Annotated in this window: 14 protein-coding genes; 7 read left to right on the top strand and 7 right to left on the bottom strand. The window is 55.3% G+C overall.

What is annotated here, in order from left to right; all coding sequences use genetic code 11:
- Window positions 1–3 precede the first annotated feature (3 nt).
- Window positions 4–1,344, top strand: a complete 1,341-nt coding sequence (gene hemN, locus K0H63_RS00395) for an oxygen-independent coproporphyrinogen III oxidase (RefSeq protein WP_220067766.1) — start codon at window positions 4–6, stop codon at window positions 1,342–1,344.
- Between the two features lie 85 nt (window positions 1,345–1,429).
- On the opposite strand, the gene add is transcribed toward hemN, so the two are convergent.
- A complete protein-coding gene (gene add / locus K0H63_RS00390; protein WP_220066264.1) occupies window positions 1,430–2,428 on the bottom strand; it encodes an adenosine deaminase in 999 nt (332 codons plus the stop codon).
- A gap of 230 nt (window positions 2,429–2,658) precedes the next feature.
- On the opposite strand from add, the gene K0H63_RS00385 reads away from it, so the two are divergent.
- Entirely contained in the window at window positions 2,659–4,518 is a 1,860-nt protein-coding gene (locus K0H63_RS00385) for a DUF885 domain-containing protein (RefSeq protein ID WP_220066263.1), read from the top strand.
- A gap of 44 nt (window positions 4,519–4,562) precedes the next feature.
- Entirely contained in the window at window positions 4,563–5,516 is a 954-nt protein-coding gene (locus tag K0H63_RS00380; protein WP_220066262.1) for an alpha/beta fold hydrolase, read from the top strand.
- 53 nt (window positions 5,517–5,569) lie between these two features.
- Here the strand turns inward: K0H63_RS00380 and K0H63_RS00375 are convergent, their stop codons facing one another.
- On the bottom strand, window positions 5,570–8,047 hold the full coding sequence (locus K0H63_RS00375; RefSeq protein WP_258405694.1) for a putative bifunctional diguanylate cyclase/phosphodiesterase: 2,478 nt from the start codon (window positions 8,045–8,047) through the stop codon (window positions 5,570–5,572).
- A gap of 227 nt (window positions 8,048–8,274) precedes the next feature.
- A complete protein-coding gene (gene hutC, locus K0H63_RS00370; RefSeq protein ID WP_220066261.1) occupies window positions 8,275–8,979 on the bottom strand; it encodes a histidine utilization transcriptional repressor HutC in 705 nt (234 codons plus the stop codon).
- A 205-nt stretch (window positions 8,980–9,184) separates the two neighbouring features.
- Here hutC and hutI point away from each other — a divergent pair, with 205 nt between their 5' ends.
- Together hutI and K0H63_RS00360 are read left to right on the top strand one after the other, a co-directional pair.
- On the top strand, window positions 9,185–10,423 hold the full coding sequence (gene hutI / locus K0H63_RS00365) for an imidazolonepropionase (protein WP_220066260.1): 1,239 nt from the start codon (window positions 9,185–9,187) through the stop codon (window positions 10,421–10,423).
- A gap of 320 nt (window positions 10,424–10,743) precedes the next feature.
- Entirely contained in the window at window positions 10,744–11,625 is an 882-nt protein-coding gene (locus K0H63_RS00360; RefSeq protein ID WP_258405626.1) for an alpha/beta hydrolase, read from the top strand.
- A gap of 71 nt (window positions 11,626–11,696) precedes the next feature.
- Here the strand turns inward: K0H63_RS00360 and K0H63_RS00355 are convergent, their stop codons facing one another.
- From K0H63_RS00355 to K0H63_RS00345, 3 genes are all read right to left on the bottom strand, one after another.
- A complete protein-coding gene (locus K0H63_RS00355; RefSeq protein ID WP_220066258.1) occupies window positions 11,697–13,682 on the bottom strand; it encodes a S9 family peptidase in 1,986 nt (661 codons plus the stop codon).
- 208 nt (window positions 13,683–13,890) lie between these two features.
- A complete protein-coding gene (locus K0H63_RS00350; RefSeq protein ID WP_220066257.1) occupies window positions 13,891–14,751 on the bottom strand; it encodes a LysR family transcriptional regulator in 861 nt (286 codons plus the stop codon).
- Window positions 14,752–14,834: 83 nt separating this feature from the next.
- Entirely contained in the window at window positions 14,835–15,473 is a 639-nt protein-coding gene (locus K0H63_RS00345) for a DUF6841 family protein (protein WP_220066256.1), read from the bottom strand.
- A 242-nt stretch (window positions 15,474–15,715) separates the two neighbouring features.
- On the opposite strand from K0H63_RS00345, the gene K0H63_RS00340 reads away from it, so the two are divergent.
- Window positions 15,716–16,891: a MerR family transcriptional regulator gene (locus K0H63_RS00340; protein WP_220066255.1), complete on the top strand. Its 1,176-nt coding sequence runs from the start codon at window positions 15,716–15,718 to the stop codon at window positions 16,889–16,891.
- Between the two features lie 137 nt (window positions 16,892–17,028).
- Here K0H63_RS00340 and K0H63_RS00335 read toward each other — a convergent pair whose 3' ends face one another.
- The gene (locus K0H63_RS00335) at window positions 17,029–17,958 is read right to left on the bottom strand and encodes an AraC family transcriptional regulator (protein ID WP_350355118.1); all 930 of its coding nucleotides are present in this window, start codon (window positions 17,956–17,958) and stop codon (window positions 17,029–17,031) included.
- A 454-nt stretch (window positions 17,959–18,412) separates the two neighbouring features.
- Between K0H63_RS00335 and mtnC the strand changes: the two genes are divergently transcribed.
- Window positions 18,413–19,093, top strand: a complete 681-nt coding sequence (gene mtnC / locus K0H63_RS00330; RefSeq protein ID WP_220066254.1) for an acireductone synthase — start codon at window positions 18,413–18,415, stop codon at window positions 19,091–19,093.
- The last annotated feature ends 60 nt before the right edge of the window (window positions 19,094–19,153 follow it).

Here is a 19,153-nt window from a genome sequence, read left to right as displayed (position 1 = left end):
TCGATGATCGAGAAATACAACTACAGCGGTCCCCGTTATACCTCTTATCCGACGGCGCTGGAGTTCAACGACGGCTTTACAGAGCAAGATTTGCTGAGTGCGATTGAGCACAGCAAGAGCGATAAGTTGTCACTTTATATTCACATTCCCTTCTGTGCCAAGCTTTGTTATTACTGCGGCTGCAATAAGGTCATCACCCGCCATGCCCACAAGGCAGACCAATATATTGAGTATCTGGCGAGCGAAATCTTAAACCGTGCACCGTTGTTCAAGGGCTACACTGTCACCCAGATGCACTGGGGCGGTGGTACCCCTACCTTCCTGAGCCCAGAGCAAATTTTGCGTCTGACCAAGCTTTTGAAGGACAACTTTAATTTTGCCGATGAAGGCGAGTTCTCCATTGAAGTCGACCCGCGCGAAATCGAGCTGACCATGCTCGACACCCTTAAAGAAGCCGGTTTCAACCGTATCTCCATTGGGGTGCAGGACTTCAACAAGCAGGTTCAGGAAGCGGTAAACCGTCCACAGGACGAGCAGTTTATTTTCGACCTGATTGGCAAGGCTAAAGCCATGGGCTTTGAGTCCACCAACGTGGATTTGATTTACGGCTTGCCCCATCAGACGCCGGAAACCTTTGCCGAAACCATCCAGCGCATTCTGGATCTGTCGCCAGACCGTCTGTCGGTGTTCAACTACGCCCACCTGCCTTCGCGCTTTGCCGCTCAGCGCAAGATTAAGGACGAAGACCTGCCATCACCGCAGCAGAAGCTGGAAATCCTGCATCAGACCATCGAGACCCTGGTGGACGCCGGTTATCAATACATCGGCATGGACCACTTCGCCAAGCCCGATGACGAGCTGGCGCGTCTGCAACGCGAAGGCAAGTTGCACCGTAACTTCCAGGGCTATACCACCCAGGAAGAATGCGACCTGCTGGGTCTGGGTGTGTCGTCCATCAGCCAGATTGGCGATTGCTACGCCCAAAACCAGAAAGATATCCGCCCCTACTACGAAGCCATCGACGACCATGGCAATGCACTGTGGAAGGGTTGCAAGCTGAACCACGACGATGAAATCCGCCGTGTGGTGATCAAGCAGCTGATCTGTCACTTCGACCTGGATATGGCGGTTATCGATGAAAAGTTTGGCTTCACCTTTGAAGACTACTTCGCCCAGGATTTGAAGCTGCTGCAGACCTTCATCGACGACAAGCTGGTGACCATTGAGAACCGTCGTATTCATGTGTCTGATACTGGCCGCCTGCTTATCCGCAATATCTGCATGTGCTTTGATGTCTACTTCCGCGAGAAGGCCCGTCAGCAGCAGTTTTCACGGGTGATTTAAGGCTCAGGATCGGGCGAACAAGTCCAATTCAGCCAACAAAAAACCGGCCACTGGGCCGGTTTTTTTATCTGTACAACTCGCGAAATCAGGCTTTGGCGGCGTACAGCGCTTTGCGGTCTGAGTCAGAGATAAACGCCATCTCCACACCATTGGCCTGCAGTTTGGCAAGCTGGGCAGCGCTGAAACCCATCTCGTTATGGGCAAGTCTGTACTCGTGTTTGATGTCGATATTGCTCACACCGGGGTCATCGGTATTCAGACACACCAGCACACCGGCATCCACGAAGGTACGCAGCGGATGCTCATCCAACGACTTCACGGTGGAGGTTTGCAGGTTGGAGGTGGGGCAAGACTCGATACCAATGCGGTGCTTGGCGAGATACTCCATCAGCTTGGGATCCTGTACCGCCTTCACGCCATGACCGATACGGGTCGCACCCAGCTCCTGAATTGCCTGCCACATGCTCTCGGCACCCGCAGCTTCACCTGCGTGTACCGTGATGTTAAGCCCTGAGTCACGCACCCGCTTGAAGTGATCGTTAAAGAGGCTGCCGGGGAAACCCAGCTCATCGCCGGCCAGGTCGATGGCCACCAGCTTGTCACGGTGAGCCAACAGGCCATTAAGCTCTGCAGTGCAGGCATCCACACCGAAGGAGCGGGACATGATGCCAATCAGGTTAATCTTCACCTGTGGATGCTCTTTCAATCCCTGATTCACGCCGTCAATCACGGCCTCCACCACGCCTTCGATAGGCAGTTTGTGGTTCATCGCCATGTAATAAGGGCTGAAACGCAGCTCGGCATAATCGAGGCCTGAAAGCGCCGCATCGGCCACGTTTTCACGGGCAACCCGCTGCACCGCATCCAGGTCTGCGAGCACGGCCACCATCCAGTCGAGCTTTTTCAAAAAAGCGACCAGGCTGGTTTCCTTACCCTGAATTTGAACGAAAGGCGCCAGCGTCTCCAGCGAGGCCGCCGGTAAGGCGATACCGTGCTGATGACCCAGCTCCCAAATGGTTTGCACCCTGACATTGCCGTCAAGATGCCGGTGGAGATCCACCAGTGGAATCTTGTTATCAATCATAGTTAACCCCTGTTTGAAAGCCCCGCCAATTGTGTTTTTATTCCTGGTCTTGGGCAGCGATGAAGTTTAACACGCAATTGCAGGCTTAAATCTGAGTAATGTTCAATCTGCTCTCAAAATCAACAATTTCTCACAAACTTAGTGGCTAAAGTTAAGGCTTCGGGCTGGCAAGGCGGCGACAGTCAGGCATAATCCCTCGTTGGATAACACAAAATCACAAGGACAACGGCATGCACAAGCTCTTCAAACCGTCACTGCTCGCTCTGGCTCTTGCCGGCACCCTCGCCGGTTGCAACGTCAACACCACCGCCAGCGATGCTTACAGGTATTCTTACGATGCCAATCGTGCACAGCAACGCCCCGCTGCCGAAGAGCCCAAAGCTGCCGAGGTCAAAGCCGCCCCGGTCATTCTTGATAAAAATCTGCAAAGCATTATCGACAAGGCTTGGCAGCTGGATTTGGAAATTAGCCCCTCATTGGCCTACGACCAGGGCGATAAGTCCGCAGCCGGCAAACTGGCCGACCTGTCTCCTGAGCGTCTTGCCGAGACTCAGCTTAAGCGTCAGGGCCTGCTGGCCTCGCTGAAGGCCCTGGACCGCAGCAAGCTGTCCAAAGAAGACCGCATCAATGCCGATATCCTTCAGGGGCAAATTCAGAACGATGTCGACATGTATCAGTTTAAAGACCATTACATGCCCATCTCCTCCGAAGGTGGCTTCCACGCCTACATTGCCTCCATGGCCAAAGGCAGCTTCAAGACCCGCGAAGACTACGACAATTACCTCGCCAAGTTGAATGCCCTGCCACAGTACTTTGCCCAGCAAACTTTCTGGCTGCGTCAGGGGGTGGCGAGTGGTATCACCCCGCCCAAGGTCACCCTCAAGGGCTTTGAAGACAGCATCAGCGCCTTTATGGTGCCGGTGGAAGACAGCACCTACTTCGCCCCCTTTAAGGAATTTCCGGCCCATTTCAGCGCCGCCGACAAGGCAGAGCTGACTCAAGCCGGTCGCAAGGCCGTCGCGGAGAAAGTGCTGCCCCAGTATCAGGCCTTCTATGACTTCATGACCGGCGAGTACATGCCAAACGCCCGTGAAACCATCGCCGCCTACGACATGCCGAATGGCCAGGACTTCTACGAGAACCGGGTGCGTTACTACACCACCCTCGACATGACCTCGGACGAAGTACATCAACTGGGTCTCAAAGAAGTGGCCCGTATCCGCGCCGAAATGGAAGCCGTCATCAAGAGCACCGGCTTTAAGGGAAGCTTCGATGAGTTCCTGCACTTCCTGCGCACCGATCCGCGCTTCTACGCCACCACGCCGGAGCAGCTTTTGAAAGAAGCCGCCTACATTGCCAAGAAGGCCGACGCCATGCTGCCGAAGTTCTTTGGCAAGCTGCCACGTCAGCCCTATGGCATAGAGCCGGTACCGGCCGAAATCGCCCCCAAATACACCACAGGCCGCTATTCGGGCTCCTCTGCACCGGACAAAGCCGGTTATTACTGGGTCAACACCTATGCGCTGGACAAACGTCCACTGTATGAAATGGAAGCCCTGACCCTGCACGAAGCCGTACCCGGCCATCACCTGCAAATTGCCCTCAATCAGGAACTGGACAAGCTGCCCAACTTCCGCCGCTACAGCTATATTTCTGCCTTTGGCGAAGGCTGGGGCCTGTACAGCGAATACCTGGGGCTGGAAGGCGGTTTCTACACCGACCCTTACAGCAACTTTGGCCGCCTGACCTATGAAATGTGGCGCGCTGCCCGTTTGGTGGTGGATACCGGCATGCACGCCAAGGGCTGGAGCCGTCAGCATGCCATCGACTTTATGGCGGGCAACACCGCACTGTCGCTGCATAATGTGAATACCGAAATCGACCGCTACATCTCCTGGCCAGGTCAGGCGGTGTCGTACAAGATTGGCGAGCTCACCATCAAGCGTCTGCGGGCCAGGGCTGAAGCCGAGCTGGGTGAAAAATTCGATATCCGCGCTTTCCATGATGCCGTGCTGGCCCATGGCAGTGTGCCCCTGTCGGTGCTGGAGCAACAAATCAACGACTTTATCGCCGCCGCCAAAGCGGCCTGAACCAAATCCGGGGCCGCTGGCCCCGGTATCTGTAACAGCCTCACATGCATACACCAGCTTTGAATACATCTTTGACTATTCCACCCGCCCTCATGGCGCTGTATCAGAGCTGTGAGCTTGGCAGTCTGTCCACCAGCCCCGGCGTCGACATCGCCTGGCTGGCTCTGGAACACCCCAGCCCCAAGGGCAGCATTGTTTTTTCCAATGGCCGGGTTGAGGCCTTTCTCAAGTATCTGGAGCTGTACCAGGCCTTCTATGATGCCGGCTACAGTGTCTATGCCCTCGACCACAGGGGCCAGGGCTTATCGAGCCGCCTTACGCCCAATCGTCATATGGGCCATGTGGCGCACTTCAGCGACTATATTGCTGACTTTCACGGTTTTATGGAGCAGGTGGTGCGTCCGCGGGCCAAAGCACCGCTGTTTCTGGCCGGCCACTCCATGGGCGGCGCCATAGGCACCCTGTACTTGCAGGCACACCCGGGCGTGTTCAGTGCCGCCTGTTTCTCGGCGCCCATGTACGGCATCTGCCTGCCCATGAACAAGGTGTTTGTGCGCTGGCTGGCGCAAAAGCTCGATGCCAGCGCCAAGGGGCTGCCCAACTACATTCTGGGGGGCAAGGACTATAACCCGGCGCCCTTTGCCAAAAACGACCTCACCAAGAGCGAGGCCCGTTATCAGGCCTACCGCGAGCTCTATCAGCAAAACCCGCAATTGCAACTGGGCTCGCCCACCAACCGCTGGCTGCTGGAAGCTTTGGATGCCTGTGACGAGGCGGTATTGGCTGCGCGGGAGAGCAAAATCCCTTTGCTGGTGTTACAGGCGAGTGAAGACACCATAGTCGACAATAAGGCCCAGAATCGGGCCCTGGGTGGACTGTGCGAGTGCTTGCAGATTAACGATGCCCGCCATGAGATTCTGATGGAATGCGACGGCGCACGCACCAAGGCGATAGAGGCGATGCTGGGCTTTTTTGCCAGCCACGCCAAACACCGCTGATACGCAGGCCTGATATCTGGAGAGTACGTCCTGCCCTGCCGAAGTTTGGAGAGTCAGCCCCGGCGATTTGCGCTGTGGACGCTGGGGGCAATACGCCGTGTCACCAATTCTGACGCTGGCATGGGTTTACCAAGCAAATAACCCTGGAAGAAATCACAATCGAGGCTTGAGAGATATGCCTGCTGGGCCTCGGTCTCAACCCCTTCTGCCACCACCTTCAACATGAGGCTGTGGGCCATTTCAACAATGGCCCGCACTATGGCATTGCCCGCTTCCGTACCGATACGGCCGACAAAGGCGGCATCCAGTTTCAGCCTGGAGAGCGGCAGACTCTGCAAGTAACTCAGTGACGAATAACCGGTACCAAAGTCATCAATGGCGATGGAAAAACCGGCGCTGCGCAGTCGCTGCATCCGCTCGCTGATGGCATTGAGGTTGGACAACAGTGCGTATTCGGTCAGCTCCAGCTCAATCTGCTCAGGCGATACCTGATGCGCTTTGAGCAAGGCCAGCAGGCGTTCCACAAAATCACTCTGGTTAAAATGCCTTGCACTGATGTTGACGGCCACCGCCGGCATGGGGGTGCCTTTTTCTGCCATCGCCTTGAGGGTGCGGCACACTTCCAGCAATACCCATTGGCCTATGCCAATGATAAGCCCCGAATCTTCGGCCACCGGAATAAACTGTGCCGGTGAAATGGGGCCGCGCTCAGGATGGTGCCAGCGGCACAGGGCCTCGCAGCACACCAGCTCACCGTCGTGGTTAAAGATGGGCTGAAACACCAAAGACAGTTGTTCACGCTCAATGGCATGACGCAACTCGTTTTGCAGCCACAGGTTTTCGGTGGCCTTGTCTTCCAGTTCGTCACTGTACAGGGCGCAGCCATTGCGGCCACCATCCTTGGCCGCGTACATGGCCATATCTGCACGTTTGAGCAGCTGCGCCGGCTCAACCGGATGATGGTTATCGAACAGGCACACACCCACGGAGGCGGTGACATTGATTTGCTGATCCGAGAGCTGAAAACTGCGGGCAATCTGCTGCTTCAGCTCCGCCCCCAGTTGCATCGCCTGATGGGCCGCCTGTTCAATGTCGGTCGCGAGGTCGAGCACCATAATGGCAAATTCATCGCCGCCCAATCTAGCCACCAGGGCATTACCACTGAAAAAGCCCGACAATCTGGCCGCAGCCTGAATCAGCAGACGATCGCCATGGTGATGGCCCAGGGCATCGTTGACGAGTTTAAAGTTGTCCAAATCTATCAGCAGCAGGGCGCCCAGGCGTAACATGCTGCCGGGGCCAGCCTGCTGAAACTCGAACAGGGCATCCATCACGGCCCGGCGGTTGGCCAGGTTGGTCAGGGAGTCGTGGTTGGCCTGATGGGCGATGGCCTGCTGATTACGCACATCTTCCGACACATCCCGCTGGCTGCCTATCACCCGTGCCGCGCGCCCGTCTTCTTCCCATTCCACCACCATGCCGCGATCGAGCACCCAAATATAATGCCCCTGACGGTGTTTCAGGCGATGACGGCTCTCGTAAACATCGGCTTCGCCCTTGAGATAGCTTTGCAGTCGCTCCAGCACCCGCGCTTTATCGTCCGGGTGTAAACGACTTTCCCAGGAGCTGTACTCGTTTTTCAGCTCTGTGGGGCCATATCCCAGCATTTCTTTCCAGCGGTCAGACAAAAACAGTTCGCCACTGCTTATCTGCCAGTCCCAAATGCCGGTTTGAGAACCTTCCACTGCAAACAACCAACGCTGCTCTGAGTCACGCAGCTGCTTGAGGGTACGCTTGAGCTTGAGTTCGGTCTGGTACATGTACTGCTGCAATTTGGCGACTTCGCTGGAGGCCATGGGCACAGTCTGCGCCAAAGGCTCAGCCTGCTTCAGGCGGGCCAAACGCAGCAAACTGCGAAGCGGTCTGACACCCACATAATGAAACACGGTTAAAAACATCAGGATCAGCAAGGCACCGCCGCCCCATATCTGCAAAAAGCGTTGCTGCAGTTCGCTGATGGCACGGCTGTAGGCACCGGAGAGGTCGTATTCCAGATAGATTAGGTTGATCTCACTGTAGCGGGGAACGCCACTGTGATTCACAGGGTAGTAAGCCTGAATCGATAGGCGGTCGGGATTGACCTGTACCCAGGGCTTTTGGGCGGCCACCGTCTGCTGATGACGCGACGGTTCATAACCGTCGATGACCTGACTGGCACGACTGCCCTGCCACACCAGGTGATTGGCATAACGAATGTTGCTGCCCGGGTCCACCAGCACCAGCACCATCAACTCAAGATCAGTCGCGGCCAACGACACCTCCTGAGCAATACGGTCGGTATCCTGTACTGCCATGGCCTCTGACACTATGTGCTGCAAGCGGAACATTTGCTGTCTGACCTGGGCCAACTGCGCTTCTGCCACCTGCTCCTGCTTGAGGGATTTTTCATAGTAAAACTCTGCCCCTACCAGACTCAGGTAGAGCAGTATCAGACACAGAGGTGCCATTAAGGCCAGTGACAGGCGCGGCATTCTTGGCAAAGCGTTATCCAGCAAACAAAAACCAATGAAGCTCTATGCTATCCACAATCCGGGATCTTGGCAAAAAACCATTCATCGACAGAAGAAAAATAGCCAAATTAACAATATGAAATCCAAAAAGATTTAAACTTGTTCAACCTTCGACTGAAACGGTGTTTTTCGCAAAACCGCACACTGATGCTCTTTTGCGCTGCCGCAGCGTTGCCAAAAAGAGACGTCTATTTAAACGTAAGGTGGCCACCCAGACGAAAACGACTGCCGGGATGTACCAGGCGGGCAAAACTCACCACCCCCTGACGGGACCAGGTACGACGGATGATCTGCAGGCAGGGTTCGCCTTCGGGCATATTCAGGTGCAGTCGTACCTGCTCTTTCGGGATAATCGCCTCAATGGTGTGACGCGCCTCGGTCAGCGGCGCCACCTGTGACAGATATTCGTGTGGCGTCTGGCTGCTGAAGTCCTGTTTCAGATAGTGCGGAATAAGCTCGGGGTTAACAAAGCGCTCCTCCAATTGCAGCGGCATTCCCTGTTCACAATGCACCAGCAATGAGTAAAACACGTCCGAGCCCTCCTCCAACCCAAGGGCAATGGCGATGGGGGCGATGGCATTGATAGCGGTCAGCTCAAGTACCTGCACGCTGTGACCATGACCGCGCCCCTTGATTTCATCGGCGATATTGCGAATAGACAGCATGCTTGACTGGGACTTGAGCGATGCCACAAAGGTCCCCAACCCCTGAGAGCGCTCCAGCACCCCGGCCTCCACCAACTCAGTCAGCGCCCGCCGGGCGGTCATGCGGCTGCAGCCAAATTGCTCGGCGAGCTGATTCTCGGAGGGTACCCGGGTATTTTCTTCCCAGTCACCCGCCTCGATATGGCGCCGTATGTATTCTTTGATTTCGGCAAACTTTGCTGTGGTCATGTGCACCCCTTAATGTCTGCCGGTTGCGGTTTGCGGCTGTCTTTCCCGCCTGAGAGTCGGCTATAATCCAAGCTTGTATATACAAGTAGATACTGGCTGATTGGCAAAAGATCAAGCCGTGACAATAGATTAGTCAGTTGCCGCAACCTATTTTTATAGCGGCAATACACAAAAACCCTACACAACAGCCACAGCAGGAGTCAGCATGTCTTGGGATCAGGTTTGGATTGATATCAACTTAGCCACCATGGACCCGTCCAGGAGTGAGGCCTACGGTGCCATCACGGATGCTGCGCTGGCGGTGAAAGACGGCAAAATTGCCTGGCTTGGCAAACGTGCCGACCTGCCCGAGTTTGATGTGCTCGCCACCCCGGTTCACCGCGGCCATGGCGGCTGGCTGACCCCCGGCCTGATCGATGCCCACACCCACCTGGTATTTGCCGGTAACCGTGCCAACGAATTCGAACTGCGTCTGCAGGGTGCCAGCTACGAAGAAATCGCCCGCGCCGGCGGCGGCATTGTCAGCACCGTGAAGGCCTGCCGCGAAGCAGACGAAGCCGAGCTGTTTGATCTCGCCCGCCGCCGCCTGAATGCGCTGGCCAAAGAAGGGGTAACCACGGTGGAAATCAAATCCGGTTACGGCCTGGATTTGGACACCGAGCTTAAGCTGTTGCGGGTTGCCCGCGAGCTTGGCAAACATCACCACGTGGATGTGGTCACCACCTTCCTCGGCGCCCATGCGGTACCGCCCGAGTTCAAGGGTCAGGGCGATGCAGGCACAGATGCCTATGTGGATCTGGTGGTTAACGAGATGCTGCCCGCCGTGGTGGCCGAGAACCTCGCCGATGCCGCCGACGTGTTCTGCGAAAACATCGCCTTTAACCTGGAGCAGACAGAGCGGGTGCTGAGCGCCGCCAAGGCCCTGGGACTGGATATCAAGCTACATGCCGAGCAACTCAGCAACCTCGGTGGCAGTGAACTGGCCGCGCGTTTGGGTGCCAAGTCGGTGGACCATATCGAATACCTGGACGAAACCGGTGTTAAGGCCATCGCCCAGAGTGGCACCTGCGCCGTACTGCTGCCGGGCGCGTTCTACTTCCTGCGGGAAACTAAGCTGCCCCCCATCGACCTTTTGCGTCAGCATGGGGTGCCCATGGTGCTCGCCAGCGACTTTAACCCTGGCTCATCGCCCATCTGCTCGACCCTGCTGATGCTCAATATGGGCTGCACCCTGTTCCGCCTGACCCCGGAAGAAGCACTCGCCGGTATTACCCGCAACGCCGCGCGCGCCCTTGGCCGAGACCAGCGCGTTGGTATATTGCGTGAAGGAATGGATGCCGACTTCTGCCTGTGGCGTATCTCTACCCCGGCTGAGCTGGCCTATTCCTACGGCGTGAACCCTCTGGTGGATGTGGTGAAGGGTGGCAGACTGATTCATCAATAAAGGTCTGTGAATGATTCGGGAGCCGAGGCAAGTTTAACCTTGCGCTCCCATCGTATTCCCCGCCCGATGCGTTCTCTCATCCCAGCTATTTCAGTAAGTTGCCACAACACCTCTTGATTGGCAGGTGATTTAAACTTGAAAAAGACCTGCATTACACACCATGATTTCACGCTCGGGTTATCCTCTGACAACTTATACAGAGCCACCCCGGCCTTCCACCCTAAAGGATGATTTAAATGACAAGGATATGTGGACTCCTTCTCGCCTGCTGCGCTCATTTTGTCCATGCAACAACGGTTCCTGAGGCTGCTGAATCACATGTGGTACAAGCAAAAACCGGGGTGCAGGCCGCATCCCTGCTCGGCGGGCAACGTGGCAGTGGGCAACTCTATGAAGTGGTAGATACCCAGGTTTGGGACGTGCCAGACCCCGAGAGCGGCCGCGATTATCGGGTGTTTGTGGCGCTGCCTGCTTCCTATGAAAAGGAACCTTCGCGGCGCTATCCGGTGCTCTATGTTACCGATGCGGATTATGCCTTTGCCATGGTGAAGCAAATTGCCAGGCGCCTGAATGGGCACGGCCCTGCCATTGAAGACTTTATTCTGGTGGGACTGTCATATTCTGTTGGCGATCATGGCGTGCCAAGTCGCCGACGCGACTACACCCCCACACCCAATGGCCCGGGCTCGGATGCCGCCAAGGGAGTTCATGGTGAAGGGCAAAAGTATCTCGATTACCTCAAGCAATCAGCAATTCCCTTTGTCGCAGATAAATACCGTACCGATGAGACGCGGCGACTGTTCCTCGGCCATTCTTATGGCGGGCTGTTAGGGGCGCAGGCGCTCTTAACCGATCCGACACTGTTTGCCGGGTATGTGCTTGGCAGCCCCTCATTTTGGTATGACAACAAGGTCATGTGGTCCTTCGAAGAGCGGTATGCCAAATCCAACAAGGACTTGCCCGCCAGTGTGTATCTGTATGTGGGCGAGTATGAAGATATGAAACCCGGCGATGCACGTTTTGCAACCCGCTACAACATGGTCACGGATGCGCGCTATTTCGAGAAAAGCCTTAAGTCCCGTGGCTACCCGTCATTGCGGCTGAAGCTGGATGTACTCAACGATGAGGATCATCTAAGCGTGGCACCCCGTGGTTTTACCCACGGGCTCAAGTACCTGCTGCCTGCCGGTAACAAGTCATGAGCCAGTTGGTGTGGGTAATCCTCGCTCAAACAGCTACCCACACCACTCAATCAAAGGCTTGCCAGTAACGCCTATTCCCCAAGGTGAGTTTTCAGGAACTGCTCTACTTCCTGATACACCTTGGCGGCGCTGTCTTTCATGATAAAGGGGTTATGGCCGGTGTCCGTCAGCTCGACAAACTTAAAGTCCTTCTTCGACTTCTCCAGTGCCTCAACCATGATTTCAGCCTGGGTGTAGGGCACGATTTGATCGCTGTCGCCGGCAATAATCAGCAGCGGCAAGCTCACCTTTGACGCCAGCAGCGCCGGGGAGTTGTCATCCAACATTTTAGCGTCCCGGATGGGATGACCTATGCGCTCGTAGAGTATCTCTTCGATTCTGTCTTCGTTTATCTCGGCGGAGTCCACATCGAAGGCGATTTGATCTTTCAGGTGCGTAACCCCGTTGATGCTGATGCTGCAACGGTACAGTTCAGGGGTTTTAATGGCGCCCATCAGCGCAGCATACCCACCATAGGATGCCCCCACAATGCACACCCGGGACTTGTCTGCATAACCGTTATTGGTCATGTAGGTGACGGCGTCTGATACGTCGTCCTGCATCAACTGTCCCCACTGTTTGTAGCCGGCTTTTTCAAACTCCAGCCCATAACCGGTGGAGCCACGGAAGTTGGGTTGTATGACGATATATCCCCGGGTGGCAATGTACTGGGCGAAGAAATCAAAGCTGGCGCTGTCGCGGGATTGTGGACCGCCGTGGGGTAATACCACCATGGGGTAGGCTTTGGTGTCGTCATAATTGGGTGGGAACAGCAGGTACATACGCAGCTTTTGACCGTCTCTGGTGGTGTAGTTCACCTTGGCGGGCATCCCCAGATTCTCGGGCACCAACTGATGATGCACATCCCCCAGCCACGTCAGGGCCTGGGTCTTGTAGTCGTAGACGTAGAATTTGCCCAGGTGATCGGCGCCGCTGCTTTTTATCACTACGCGGTTTTTGCTGGTGCTCGATGCCCAGAAAGAGAAGTTGCTGTGCCCAATGTCTTCGGCAACCTTGTCATAATGGGCCTGATAGTTCTTATCCAGATACACATTGCGGATAAGGTCCCGCTGTACCTGGTAACCCAGATATTCTCCGGTAAAGGCATCAAACATGGGGGAGTAAATATCTTCCTCAGGCAGCGAGGCCACTACCTGCTTCTCCTTGCTGCCCTTTTTGTATTTGACGATTTCATAGTAACCGCTTGTTTCATTGCGTTTGCGGTAAATCAGCTCGCCTTCCTTGCCAATCCCAACCAGGCCTTCAAAGTCGAACTCACCATCTTCATTCTGTTCGAAGTAGATACGGTCGATGGGCGCCCATTCACCCTCCTGGGTGTATTCGTGCACCTGCACACTGCGGCTGTAGTAGTAATAGTCGAGCCGGAAAGTGGGCTGGCCCTGTTTGTCGGTTAAGATGTTGTAGGTACGACGCCCCCCTTTGAGCACCACCTCACCCTTACCCGTGTAAACGTTCACCTTCATTATCTCGAGGCCGTTGTTTCCCCAGGCGGGCATCAGGATGTGCTGGTCGTCGTCCACCAGCAGATTGGTAATTCTCGACAGGTTTAAGTTTTTGCGGCTGTACTTTTTATGGTTAAGCAGTACTACCCTGTCCTGACAATGCACATCCATAGAAATGGACCGTCTGAAATAATCGTACTCATCGAGATCGAATTCAGGGTCTTTCTCGGCCTTCTTTTTCAGCTTGGAGATGCGCTCATAGGGCACCATGAGATTGACAATCAAGCGGGAATTATTGGCCCAGCTGATGGAGTCGGCGCGAATAAATTCGTCCTGCAATATGCCGGTGATGGGCGCCCCTTCCAGAGAAAAGTCCCGGATGACTACATCACGACTCTTGCCGGCCTGACGGATAAAAGCCAGATAACGACCATCCGGTGAAAATTCGGCATCGTAGATGAGAGGATCACTTATAAAGTCGTCTTTTGTTAACTGCGTATAGGCGTTGACTGTGGGGCTCATCAACATCCATATAAGCGATAGCACTAACGTCATTAACACTTTCATTCCGCATCATCCTTAACCAGCGTTTGTCAGGGTTCAACTTCGAACAACGTCAACGGCTTGTCCTTAAGCAAAACCAAAAATAAGAGTCACTGCTACCACTGAGTGAGACCATGATTTTACACAAATTAAACAAAACACCAACCAAAGACAGAGTACTGCTTGAAAAGGGGCAAATCAGGCGGCAACAACCACTTTGCTAAGTCAGACGACCTTCTACCAAATCGCGCTTGCGGTGCAGGCAGTCTGCCAGATAGTCCATCAAGAGTTTGATGCGTGGCACGGCACGCAGATTTTCGTGGGTGAGCAACCAGATGTCCTGAAACGGATGAGGCTTACCATCACCGATGCGCTGCAACTGCGGCATTTGGTCGGCGATGTAACAGGCACCGCGCACCAGGCCGCCACGCTGCGCAGCCACCTGATGGCGCAGCACCAAATCATCCAGCACCAAGGCCACGCCTGCGTTGGGATAGGGTGAGGTTGCAATCCAGTCGGGTGTGCCGGAGGCGGTGATCCAGCCAAGCCTGTTGGCAGGTTTCGTCAGGTAGTCGGGGCGACAATAATAGGCCAGCCACACAGGAAACAGCCGCCGCCCCACCAAATGTTCGTCGGGGTTGTTTGACACCCGCACGACTATGTCGGCCTCACAGCTATCAAGGCTCGCCAGCGTGTAAGAGCAGTGAATGTGCAGCCTTATCCGGGGATACTGCTGCTGAAATGCCATTAGCTCTTCAAGCAGCAGCCACTGGGCAATGGCGGGGGGAAGGGATAGACGAATGTCGCCCTGCAGTACATCTGTGGCGGCCAATTCGTCGCGGCGATTTCCCTGAATGAGCAGCTCCATCTGCTCGGCCGCCGCCAGCAGGCGCAGCCCCAAGGCAGTAAGCCGCAGCCCCTGGGGCGAGTTTTCAAACACAGGTGCGGCATAACGGTGATTCAACGCCGCCAGCCGCCTCGATACTGTGGCATGGTTCAGCGATAGCTGTTTGGCCGCTGCACGCAGGCTTTGCCCTCTCGCCAGCGCCAGTATTACCCGGTAATCATCCCAATTATCCATTCGCTCACCTGTCGGCCCCTTGCCAGCCATCAAGGTAACCCCTTATAGCGGCGATGAAAACCGCAGGAATGTGAGCAAAGCTTTCAGTTCAGCGGGAATGCACCCTTATCATCGTGTACGGCAAAGGCGGCAATTTGCCATTGGCCATCCTGCTTGCTGAGCAGATAAGTGGCACCCACCAGGTTGTAGCGCGAACCATCGGCACGAAAGCGCTCGGCCACGTTGCTGGCCAGTGCCAGTTGGCTGTCGAGCAGCCTGATATCCACCTTCTGCCAACGCACCCGGGCAACACCTTTGGCCCTGAGGCTATCCAAAAAGCCCTGAATTTGCGTTGAAAATTCAGTCTCAGTGGCCACCGCCGGCGCCCGGGTGTTTGACATCAGCATCAGCTGCGGCCGGTAAAGTACCGGGGCAGCATCGAGCTTGCCTGTGGTCAGATAGTGGTTGTATTTGTCCATGTAGTGTTCGAACAGCGTGGCAATCTCAGCCTTCTGCTCTGAAGACGCCGCAGAGTCATTCACACCGGCGGACAGCGACGGTTTGCCCCCGGCCACTTCACCACCGGTCACCTGAAAGATTTCAGCCTCACAGCAGTCTGTCAGGGCCGGTAATGCCAGCGCCATGCCGCTGGTGCACAGCAGCGTTAAAGCCTGCAGGCAGGGTGCGGCCAGTGGTGTTATAAAACGCCCGAGGCTCAGGTTCTTCATCAATATTGGGTTCATCACATCGTCCTTAATGGTGCTTGTAGTTGGAAATCAGCAGCATCGCCGAATTGCCTATAGCGAGATAACCCATGCTAACAAAACCACTCGGCAACTCAGGCGGATAGTTTTTAGACATCCCTGTTGCGTTTTCACACCACCTCAGCCACAGCCAATCACTGCTAAAAAAACTGCGGCAATATCGTTGACCTGTCTATAACTTCATAGTTTAAGTTCTCTAATCAGGACGAGAGGCAAAGCAGATGGCATTACGCATTTCAGAACTGGCAAACCGGCTGGGATTATCGCGCTCAACCCTGCTGTATTACGAAAAGCAGGGGCTTATTCGCGGCAAGCGGCTGGATAACGGCTACCGGGTTTACAGCGAAAAGGATGTGCAACGCCTGACACTGATCCAGAAGCTGCAGGCGGGTGGTCTCACCTTAAAAGAGAGCCTCGCCTGCCTCGATGAGCGTATCGACAAGGCACTACTGCAAGCCCGTCTTGCCGAGCTGGACGCCGACATTGCTCAGAAACAGGCCTCGCGTGCTCTGCTGGCAGCCCTTCTGGGCGAAGGCGATTTGAAGGCGTGGCACGAGTCCCTCACAAAAGAAGCGCCCGAGGCGCATCTGGACTGGTTACAAACACAGGGCTTCAGCGAAAAAGACGCCCTGCACCTGACATGGTTATCTAAAGATATGAACGAACACGACAAATTTATGGCCGACTTTATGCACATTTTCGCCCCACTGACACGTTGGGCGCCGGGCAGCGAGGCCGACACTTTAAAGGCGCTGGCAACCGTGCCACTGACACCAACGCGCATTCTCGATATAGGCTGTGGTAAAGGTCTGGCGACCCGGGTACTCGCCATGCACACCCGGGCCAACATCATTGCCATCGATAACGAAGAAGGCGCATTGACTGAGCTGCAACAGCACCTTCAGCACAGCGACCTGGCCAGCCGGGTCAGCACCCTGTACGCCAGCATGACGGACATCCCACTGCCAGCGGCGAGCGCCGATCTGATTTGGGCAGAAGGCAGCGCCTACATCATGGGCGTTGAGCAGGCGCTCAAGTCATGGCGTAACCTTCTGGTCGATAACGGCGTACTGGTCCTCAGTGATCTGGTGTGGCTGACAGACGACAGAGCCCCTGAGGCTATTACCCACTGGCAGCAGGACTACCCCGCCATGACCACGGTCGAGGCGAGAAAGACGCAGATGCGGGCGGCAGGCTTTGACCTTATCGAGAGCTTCAGCCTGAGTAATGAGGCCTGGCAGAGCTTTACCGGCCCACTGGCTGCAAGGGTAGATGAGGTTTCCAGGCAGCTGGCAGGCTCGCAGGCGTTAGCCAATGTGCAGCGGGAGCTTGGTATTTTCAGTCGCTTCCTCGGCCAGTTTGGCTATCAGTTCTTCGTGCTGCAAAAGCGCGGTTAACGTCTTTATCCCCAATCCCGCTTATGAGCAATTTTCCCCGCTGCAGAAATACATCATAAGCGGGGAATTGGCTTACCAGTACAGGAAAATAGTCTACGCCGCAGCGTGAGGTCGCCCAGCCTGATGCCTTGTTGGTGTTACCTCAGCGGTACAAAGATGTCGGTGATAAGGTCGCACTCGTCTACCTGGTGCACAAAGTTCAGGTACTCGAAAAACAGCGGCGCTTCCCGGACGGTCTCGCCGCTGTGAGGCAGCCAGTCGCGGAAAAAACCGTAAATGCTGGCATCCATGGTGGCGTGGCTGCCGAGGTGGCGGATAACGGCGTAGCGTCCACCAGCGATTTCACCATTTTCCACGCCCTGCGGATTGGCCGGTACGGGCACATTAACGCTACCCGCCACTTTAAAGCGAAAATCCTCTGCCGCCATGGTGGCCGGATCGCCATTGGGAATGCCAAAGGTGCGCGAGCTGGCAATAGGTGACAGCCCGGTTTGTTTACGCCACTCGATAAAGCGCGCACTGGTGTCCAGCACTCGGTGAGGGTTGCCCTTGTGTTCCAGCCAGGCCACTGCCAGGCTTGGCATTTCAATCAATTTTATGTCCATATCGGTTCCTGTTAACCCTTGCCGGGGCACTTTGATGCTGCCCATAACCGAGTGCAACTGCGCCCAGTCAGGTGTCTGTCGAAATGCCGAAGGACTCAGACCAAGCTCACGCTTAAAGGCACGGCTGAAGGCCTCGGCGCTATCGAACCCGGCTTCCAGCGCGATGTCTAGCACCCGCATGGAATGTTCGAATCCGAGCCGAAACGACGCCCGTTTCAGCCGTTGCAGCTGCACAAAGCGTCCCAGCGGAATACCAAGCCCGGCCGCAAACAGCCGATGAAAGTGAAACCGCGACAAGTGACCCACGCGGCTCAAGTGGTCGAGGCTGAGTTCTTCATCAAGATGACGGCTGATGTAGTCACACACCCGCGCAAGCCTGGGGTCCAGCCCAGTTGGCAGAGTCTCTGCCAGGGCACTTTCAAGCTTTTCGGTTGCACTTGAAGACTTCTGTGGTGGCTTCACTTTCTGCGCTCGCTTCTCACTTCTCCAGGCTCCCTTGATATGACCCTTTCCAAAAGGGTCGCATTTCAACGGCCCCAGTGTGCCAAATCCCTACTACCCATGCCTGACCGATATTGCTGAGTTTGCATCCAAACCCTCGCATGACCAATTACACACGCCATTCCACACCGGGGCACTCAGGCGAGAAAACACCGATACTCAGCAAAGCTCTCAGCAATAAGGTGATGATTCTTATCATCGATTTTCCTATATTGGCATTTTTTATTGTTATTTCGCCTCAAGCCAAAGTCGCACCCGGATAGTCGCAAGTGAAAAGTCTGTATCCGGGCCGGTACCACGCTGATTTCAGCCGTTCAACTGACCGAATTCTCTGGCAAAGGGGCGCAATTCACTTTAGGATCTGCCTGCATCTTGGGCACTGTCTTTTGGCAGCAGTTAGTGGAGTATCAATATCATGGGTATCAGAGCCATAGTCGTAGACACCGCCGGCACCACCACGGATCTCAACTTTATTCAGCAAACCCTGTTCCCGTACTCCGCCAAAGTCATGGCCGATTTTCTGCGCGAACAACAGCACAATCCACTGGTGGACTATTGCATCGGCGATGTGCGTGATATCGCCCTCGAAGCCGATGCCGACATCGAGCGGGTGGCCGAGATTTTGGTGCAGTGGATTGCCGAAGACCGTAAGGTCACGCCGCTGAAAACCCTCCAGGGCCTGATTTGGAAGCAAGGTTATGCCAACGATGAGTTCAAGGGACACATTTACCCTGACTTTATCGATGCCATAAAAATCTATCGCGCCCAGGGTTTGCGGGTCTACAGCTTTTCTTCAGGCTCTGTGGATGCTCAAAAGCTGCTGTTTAGCCACAGTGACAGCGGCGATCTGACCGAGCTGTTCAACGGTCACTTCGATACCCGCACCGGCAACAAGCTCGACAAGCAGGCCTATGCCAACATTGTTAACACTATCAGCCTGACACCAAGACAGATCCTCTTTGTTTCCGATGTGGTGGAAGAGCTGAAAGCCGCCGAAGCCGCTGGCATGATCACCTGCCAAATGGTGCGCGAACCCTCTCAGCGCACCGGTAAGTACCGGATTATTCAGAGCTTCAGCGAACTCAATTTCGAGTGAGTTTATGCTCCTGAAAGCGCCCCGCACTGCGGGGCGTTTTTGTTGCTCTTGAGCACCGGG

The organism is Shewanella zhangzhouensis (genome assembly GCF_019457615.1).
In the GTDB taxonomy this organism is placed as follows: Bacteria; Pseudomonadota; Gammaproteobacteria; order Enterobacterales; family Shewanellaceae; genus Shewanella; species Shewanella zhangzhouensis.
The sequence above is the reverse complement of the archived record's forward strand: the minus strand, read 5'-3'. Positions and strand labels throughout refer to the sequence as shown.